The sequence below is a fragment of the Proteus sp. TSJ240517 genome, assembly GCF_047921575.1.
Taxonomy (GTDB): domain Bacteria; phylum Pseudomonadota; class Gammaproteobacteria; order Enterobacterales; family Enterobacteriaceae; genus Proteus.
In genome coordinates this window covers 161,746-168,962 of sequence record NZ_JBLRMH010000005.1, presented here as the reverse complement: position 1 = coordinate 168,962, position 7,217 = coordinate 161,746, and the positions used below count along the sequence as shown (strand labels likewise).

Sequence of the window (7,217 nt, the reverse complement as noted above, 5' to 3'; positions counted from 1 at the left end):
ACTCTGACCCAGCGTTGCGGTCATCGCCCACATACGTTCATATCGCGGTCTTAAAACTTCTGAGATTCATACGGCGCTCAGGCAAGAATCATCCCTGTGTGGGTAGGCTGTCGATGCGCAGAAGCTGTCATATGCTTCAATAGTAAGCTTACTGTGCCTGACAGGTTAACTTCCATGGTATAAGCAATTCGAATAAGGTAAGGGATAACTTCTCACACTAAGGTGCATCACACTTTGGTGGCTCAAGAGAGATAAGGCACTGTGCCATATCCGTTAAAGACTCATCGCCACTGTGTTTCAGGCCGAACAGCAAATCTTCCTGGCGCGGCTGACCGAAGACTATACGGTAGAGTGCAAGTTCTCGTTTGAGCCACTTAAACTTAATGCTCTCTTTGCTGTATGGCAGTATGGGAACCCGGCGCTCGACGCGAGAGGTTCCTTCCTCAAAAATCCAGTAGGGAATCAGATCTGACTGTCCAGCTTTGCGTTGACTTGCTGCAAGTGCGAAGAGCTGTGCCCAGGGATCTGAACTTTCTGCCAGTGAATGAAGTGCACTCAAACCATAATACTCGGCAATATTCTTCCTTACCGCATGGCCCTTATAACGGTGTACTCGTCCTTCACGCTGTTCTAGATCGACCGGGTTTGACGGTAGATTCCAGTGCATCACCGCATGACACCAGGTGTGAAAATCGAGCCCCTCTTGCCCGATTGAGGTGGAAGCCAATACAAAGGGGTGGAAGGGAGAGTTAAACGCATCTTTTACCGATTCAGCATGTGCGACTGCTTGATCCGTGTCGTCTCTCAACTGACCGTAGCGTAAAGCAAAGCGACAACGTGTATATATACTGAATCAACTTGAAGATGCAGGTTTGAGTACCTGAAAATTATCATTAATTCGAGACGCCAAACTACCTGCGATCTCTGGAAGCGTCACAGTAAAAAATCGGTCGATCGCAGCCTTAAAGTCTCGTTTATTGTTGAAATAAACGTTGTTTCTCGACTGCTCATTCATTACCTTCCATAGCCTCTCTATTGGATTGAGATTTGGACTATAAGGTGGGAGATAATGAAGCTTTATATTAAGGGTCAGCGCTGCATTTTTGACGAGATCACTTCGGTGATATCCCGCGCCATCTAAAATAAGATGAAGCTTATGGGATAATGGATAACTCTCTCTTAATTTGCTGAAAAAACGAACAATACTTTCACTATTAATATATTCATCATCACTCACGATGGTCGCGCCGGTCATGTATCCAATCCGGTGAGTAACCTATAATATAGGGTAATTTACCGGAGAATACTCATGGCTAAAGTCGATGTAAGGTGCCCATTTTGTCAACAAACTCCCTCAGTAAAAAAACATGGATTAGGAAGCACTGGCCATCAACGCTATCGTTGCCAAGATTGCTGTCGAAGCTTTCAACTCGATTATGAATATCGCGCCTGCCTACCTGGGACTAAAGATAAAATTATCGATCTCACGATGAATAATGCCGGTATTCGTGATACCGCTAGAGCCCTTCATATCAGCATTAATGCTGTTGTTCGTACTTTAAAAAACTCTCGCCGAGGCAGGTAACCTCTTTACCTCTTGATAATCTGCACATTGAACTGCTTTGTGAAGTGGATGAACAGTGGTCTTTTGTTGCTAGCAAGAAGCAACAACGCTGGCTCTGGTATGCTTGGGAGCCTCGCCTAAAACGAATTATTGCCATACATTTGGTCGTCGAAATAAGAAAACGCTTCACAAGTTACTAGCATTACTCTCTAGATTTAATGTGGCCTTTTGGTGCACCGATAAGTTTAACGCTTATGAGATATTGCCGAAGGAAAAACACGTAGCCAATAAGTTTTATACACAACGAATTGAACGAGAGAACTTAAACTTAAGAAACCGTTTAAAGCGACTTAATCGTAAAACATTAGGCTACTCAAAGTCAGCAGAAATGCACGACAAGATCATCGGCACATTTATTGAACGCGAACACTACCTATTATGATGATCTACATATTGAATACATGACCCAAAAATGTATGTCGTACGGCCGCAGTTTTTCATCCCTATAATTACTCTGTTGCGTAACGCATCGATGAGTTCCCTTCAGTACAAATCAGAGTTAGCGCTGGTAAGAGCACAAAATATCGATATCACTAATTTTGAAACTCAACTTGATGATTTTAAAAGTGCTTTTGGTCGTAATTGGCGCTTGGCTTCGGATGGATTTGAAGAAGCAGTAAAACGTATTGATGAAGCCATCAAAGATCTAGAAAAAACAAAAGATGCACTACATAAATCAGCTAATAATTTACGACTGGCTAACGATAAAGCAGAAGATCTCACAGTGAAAAAATTAACTCGAGGCAATCCAACAATGGCAACAAAATTTGCTGAACTCAAACATCAGTCGCCATCAGAATAACTGCCATTCATTCTGCTCTGGTAATGATAATGTCTCATGTAAAATCTAATAAAAAATAAAAGACTCATCAATCGGGTACCCAAAGGTACCCGTTTTAATCCATTAATCAAATGTATATTCACACTCGATACATTCATAACGGTCAAATACGACGCCATCTAAGGTTGCACCTGTTACAGCTCCTGCAGCAGCACCAGCAACTAAACGTCCAAACAGCGCACCAATCGTCGCACCAGCAATAGTTCCTACAATAGGAACAGCAGAGCCGATAGATGCTCCAGCTAATGCGCCTGACATGCCACCAGCAACAGCTCCTGTCTTTTTCCCTATATGACGTTCACGAATACGAGTTGAGTCGCATACAGGGCAATACCGTTGATTTTCCATCATGATTTCCTTTTAGGTTGATTAAAACGAAAAAAAGCCTCTGTCCGTAAGGACAGAGGCTTATGAGATAATGTTTAATTATTGAATGAGACGTATTACGATTGGATAAATTATATCTTAAATGGGTTATTCACTTTGGCATAGTCAAATGGTGAGATAGCTTGTTCTCTATTGGCATCAAGAAAATCAGCCCACCATTGCAGCATAAGTCTACGCTCATCAAGGTGTTCAGCTTTATGGATATAAGCAGCTCTTACTGAGTTACGCTCCTGATGGCTCATTTGGCGTTCTACTGCATCCCTAGACCATAGACCTGATTCAATCAGCGAACTACAGGCCATGGTACGAAAACCATGCCCACAGATATCCACTTGAGTATCGTATCCCATCACTCGTAAGGATTTATTCACCGTATTTTCACTCATCGGTTTGCGAGGATTATGATCACCAATAAAAATAAGATCATGATCACCACTAATCAGTTTGACTTGCTTTAAGATCTTTATCGCTTGTCGCGATAGTGGAACTAAATGAGGTGTTTTCATTTTAGAACCACGATGAGAGTGCTTTACACCTTCAATTGATTCACGCTCTGCTGGTATGGTCCACATTGCTGTTTTAAAATTAACTTCTGACCAACGAGCAAAACGCAGTTCACTAGAACGAATAAAGACTAATAAGGTGAGTTGTACTGCTAGTCTTGTTAACGGTCTACCAGAGTATTGATCGATACGATGAAGGAGTTCCGGTGTGCGACTCAGCTCTAATGCTGGTCGATGTTGTCTATTGCTGGTCGCAACAGCACCAGCCATTTCCTGTGCAGGATTGTAGTCAATTAAGCCACTCTGTACAGCAAAGCGCATAATCGCTGTGGTTCTCTGTTGTAAACGAGAGGCCACCTCAAGACGTCCAGACATCTCTACGGCTTTAATAGGAACAAGAAGATCTCGCGTTTTTAACTCAGCGATATTGTAATGCCCGATTGCAGCAAAGAGATTATCCTCTAAACTTTTGAGTACACGAGCACTGTGAGATTCAGACCATTTTTTATTACTCGCATGCCAATCTCTTGCCACTGACTCAAATGTAATACTTTCTTTTAGCTGCTCTTCCTTTATTGCTCGTTTATTTTCACGAGGATCAATCCCAGCAGCAATAAGTTTCCTTGCGCCCTCTCTCTTCTGTCTCGCATCAGCTAACGATATTTCAGGATAGATTCCAAATGCCATTAGATGTTGTTTACCAGCAAATCGAAAACGAAAGCGCCAATATTTAGAGCCATTAGGATGAATAAGCAAAAACATGCCATCACCATCCACCAGCGTGTACTCTTTTTCTTGTGGTTTAGCAGAACGTACTTTGATATCAGTCAGAGCCATAAAAGTTCTCCTTCTATGTATCTTTTGAGTATATAACGATTATCGAACCGAGATATATACTCATTTATATACTCACATGTTACTTGATGTGGGTTGAGCTCAATTGACCCATATTGACTGAAAAGCCGTGTAAGACCTTGTATTACGTGGATTTTAGGCATAAAAAAAGACCTCAGTTGAGGTCTATTTACATACTGTTGGTGCCGAAGGCCGGACTCGAACCGGCACACCCGAAGGCGGTTGATTTTGAATCAACTGCGTCTACCAATTTCGCCACTCCGGCACTGAAGTGTGTCTGGAAAACCTGCCCATTATACTTGCGTGAAGAACCCTCGCAACAATTATTGTTAGTTTTCAGTTTGATTGGCGAAAAAAAGTGCATTTGGGGTTTGTTGCTATCATAAAACACGACTTATAAGTTGCATCTAGGTATCTATCGTTAATGATTTAATCATGTTGTATCGATAAATCAATTATCTTGTTATTCTTGTATCTAAGTTTATTCGTCATCTTATTTCTACTTTTTTCTTATCTTATCTTTTTCTCTTTTAAAGATTATATCGTCATTATATAAATTCATTAAAACTAACTTATTTAAACGATATATTTTAATTTATATACCGATAAATAAAAAAAGGATCAAAACTTGGGTTAGTGTTTTGATCCGACAGTACTGCTAAACGAGGGCTTAATTTTATTTTAATGACTATAAATTATTTTTGTAGCGTCACTGCCCTTTTCTTCCCTGGTGTGAGGAAGAAGGTAGTTATGTTTTATTAATATAATGTACTTCTTTATCTATACTGCATATTATTGATATAAAGGATTTACTACTTTAATAAGATACTTCTTACTACTACATAGGAAATTACTATTTAACACAAAGGTACTTATTTACTACTATAACAAAGGTACTACTATCTAATATAAAGGCATTTATTAAATCTAAAACGAATGTACTACTATTTAATATAATGGTGTTGAAATATTACGACTAATATATAACTTATTTATTATTGAAGAGGCTATTTTATAATATGCCTTCTTATTACTTCACTCTATTATTGCTGTGTTATCTTTGCTCTATAACTCTTATATTCTCAGTCTCTCGACTTGATGAAGCTATAATAAGTTTAATTTCACAATCTCACAATCAATAAATTATTACAAAATATGTCACACTCTTATATTATCTTTACATAATACCGTAATTTCATCAAAATAAGATAAATTAAAGATGAATACGTTATCTAAAAGCGATTTATTGAATAAAAAAACCATTCATTAACATTTTCTTGATATACATATCCTAACTTAATAATAAAGAAAAGCTAATAATAGGGTTAAAAACTAGGGTAACTGAGGAAGATTGTAACTTAACGGTAATACTTACCTCACTTTTAGAGGAGAAACATGAGAAAAATGTCTTTTTATGATGCGGTTTTTCTTCACTATCTTTTTCTTAGAGACAATTTGACACATTTAATGCCAACTTTTTGATAACTGACTCTTGCACTGATAGACATTCTTATTTCTGATAATATAATCAAAATTTGGTTTAAATCTGATTAGAAGGCGGTGTTATGGGCATTGTTGGCTGGATTATAACGGGCATATTTGTTGGTATTATCTTAGGTGCCGTATTAAAAATGATAAAGAAAAAATAACGCGATAAGAAAGGCACCAAATTAAAACATAAACCATTTTATGTTGATCGCATTCCTTTCACCTCACTGACTTCTGTTGAAAGTAAAAATGAAAAAACATTTTCTAAAATATCTTATGATCCCAATCGCTTTACTGACATTGAATGCGTGTAGCCAACGTTCGTCATTACCACCAGCGACACAACCTTCTATGTTAAATCAACAGAACAGTGTGCCTGAGTTAACGCAATGGCCTACGGCATTAAGCCCTAATGTAAGCAATGCAAGCGCGCTGTTTGATAAATATGCCTCACAGATTTATCAAAAGAGTAATCCTCAAGGCATGGTTATTGTCATGATCAATAACTCTCAAACCTTGAATCGTTCTTTTGGGACGACAACACCTGAAAGCCGCAATGCACCATCAATGAACTCGCTTATTCGTATCGCTTCAATTACTAAGTTGATGACGAGTGAAGTGCTATTAAAGTTACAAGATGATGGAAAATTATTAGTCACCGATCCACTACAAAAATACAGTTACTATGGTGTAGACATTCCATTAGTCAGCGCTCAATCCCCTATCCGTCTTTATCATTTAGCGAGTCACACCAGTGGTTTTCCACGAGAACAACCGGGTGGGAAATGGGGAAGACCTGTTTTTATATGGCCAACGCATGGCGACCGCTGGAACTGGTTGAAAAAGGCGACATTGACATCTACCGCTGGGGAACAAGCAGCTTATTCAAACCTCGCTTACGATCTATTAGCGGATGCCTTGGTGAAAGCATCAGGTAAAAGTTATCCTCAACTTTTACAACAATATGTCACTCAGCCCGCAGGCATGACGAATACCACATTGACGCCGACTCCAGCACAATGCCAACGACTATTAGTAGGATATAAACCAAGCCCATGCTCTGACACCATTGCAGCAGCTGGAAGTGGTGGTGTGTACTCTACGCCTGCCGATATGCAACGTTGGATGCAAGGCTTTTTGACTTCTCATAATGCCATGCGAAAGGCAACAGCAAGTAAAGAGCAGTCTGTTTACTTTCCTCGTAATCGACTCTCTTCAATAGAAGGAATGGATGTTGCGGGTCGTGCTGATGGCGTGGGTCTAGGCTGGGTTTATATGGCTCCTGCTAATGGTATTCCAGCGATTTACCAAAAAACAGGGGGTGGCGGTGGATTTAATACTTATATGGCAACCATTCCCGAATTAAATATTGGTGTATTTGTGGTGATCACTCGTAAACCTAACGGTACTAAATTTAGTGAAGTAACTCAGGGTACTAATGCTCTTGTTCGTGCGCTAGCAAAAGATTTTTATCAGTGATCGCATACTCAATAGCAATAAAAAAGCGCCTAATAAGGCG

5 protein-coding genes, 1 tRNA gene and 2 pseudogenes are annotated in these 7,217 nt (G+C 39.5%); 3 read left to right on the top strand and 5 right to left on the bottom strand.

Translation table 11 applies throughout. The features are described 5' to 3' along the window. Positions 1-217 precede the first annotated feature (217 nt). Both ACNARN_RS10725 and ACNARN_RS10720 read right to left on the bottom strand, forming a co-directional pair. Positions 218-808, bottom strand: coding sequence for a helicase-related protein (locus tag ACNARN_RS10725; RefSeq protein WP_232373735.1), 591 nt, complete (start codon positions 806-808; stop codon positions 218-220). Between the two features lie 45 nt (positions 809-853). Continuing rightward, positions 854-1,243 (bottom strand): annotated as a pseudogene (locus ACNARN_RS10720) (IS630 family transposase); the annotation flags it as partial. Between the two features lie 66 nt (positions 1,244-1,309). Between ACNARN_RS10720 and ACNARN_RS10715 the strand changes: the two are divergent. Beyond that, positions 1,310-2,006 (top strand): annotated as a pseudogene (locus tag ACNARN_RS10715) (IS1 family transposase). Positions 2,007-2,036: 30 nt separating this feature from the next. Further along, the gene (locus tag ACNARN_RS10710) at positions 2,037-2,426 is read left to right on the top strand and encodes a DUF2130 domain-containing protein (protein WP_230084878.1); all 390 of its coding nucleotides are present in this window, start codon (positions 2,037-2,039) and stop codon (positions 2,424-2,426) included. A 102-nt stretch (positions 2,427-2,528) separates the two neighbouring features. Here the strand turns inward: ACNARN_RS10710 and ACNARN_RS10705 are convergent, their stop codons facing one another. The 3 genes from ACNARN_RS10705 to ACNARN_RS10695 form a co-directional block, all read right to left on the bottom strand. Further along, positions 2,529-2,813 carry a hypothetical protein gene (locus ACNARN_RS10705; RefSeq protein ID WP_108478850.1) on the bottom strand — a complete coding sequence of 95 codons (285 nt, stop codon included), beginning with the start codon at positions 2,811-2,813 and terminating at the stop codon, positions 2,529-2,531. A gap of 110 nt (positions 2,814-2,923) precedes the next feature. Further along, entirely contained in the window at positions 2,924-4,192 is a 1,269-nt protein-coding gene (locus ACNARN_RS10700) for a tyrosine-type recombinase/integrase (RefSeq protein ID WP_108478849.1), read from the bottom strand. Between the two features lie 198 nt (positions 4,193-4,390). Then, positions 4,391-4,475: transfer RNA gene (locus tag ACNARN_RS10695), tRNA-Leu, on the bottom strand. A gap of 1,472 nt (positions 4,476-5,947) precedes the next feature. Here ACNARN_RS10695 and ampH point away from each other — a divergent pair. Further along, positions 5,948-7,177 carry a D-alanyl-D-alanine-carboxypeptidase/endopeptidase AmpH gene (gene ampH, locus ACNARN_RS10690; RefSeq protein WP_198626345.1) on the top strand — a complete coding sequence of 410 codons (1,230 nt, stop codon included), beginning with the start codon at positions 5,948-5,950 and terminating at the stop codon, positions 7,175-7,177. Positions 7,178-7,217 lie beyond the last annotated feature (40 nt).